A 553-nucleotide genomic window follows, 5' to 3' on the forward strand; every position below is an offset into this window, starting at 1 on the left:
GAAGCCCTCTATGGTGAACACACCTTGGAAGGACGATACGGGCGGTTGGAGGCGTTTGCTGCGCGGCGTGCTCGCGGGCACGCTCGCAGTCGCCACATTGGCGGGCACATTCACATCCGCCGCCTATGCGGACCCGATTGGCAGCGGGAGCAGTTCGATCTCGCAAAACGAGACTGCTAGTGTTAATCACGATACATCACAGGCCAATTATTCCGATGCAACGAATCCGTTGGACCCCTTTGCAAAAGCCGGAGCCGGGAACGGGGATAGTTCGAATAACGGCTACGGAACCGCTGAATCACCGATTGAGGAACTTGGAGCCGGATGGGGAGCGGGCACTAAGGACGGCCCGGGCTCTCCACAAGATGAAGAGCTGGATCAATCCGATGGAGGTATTCAGCTGTATTCAGGTGGCTCGGATTGGGGGCCGGGTTCAGCCGGTTCGAATCCTACGGCTCTAATTGGATGGGCTTATCGTGACAACAATAATGGCGGCTGGGGTCCGATGAACCTCAGTTCCTTTAAAAAAGCACTTAGTGCAATGGGAGGCATA

1 protein-coding gene is annotated in these 553 nt (G+C 56.2%); it reads left to right on the forward strand.

Annotation, left to right across the window (positions count from 1 at the left end; translation table 11 throughout):
- Window positions 1-55: 55 nt before the first annotated feature.
- The coding region (locus EHS19_RS11155; RefSeq protein ID WP_206666371.1) for a hypothetical protein at window positions 56-553 on the forward strand (498 nt) is incomplete at its 3' end.

Origin of the sequence: Bifidobacterium jacchi, from assembly GCF_009078285.1 — a bacterium.
Lineage (GTDB): Bacteria > Actinomycetota > Actinomycetes > Actinomycetales > Bifidobacteriaceae > Bifidobacterium > Bifidobacterium jacchi.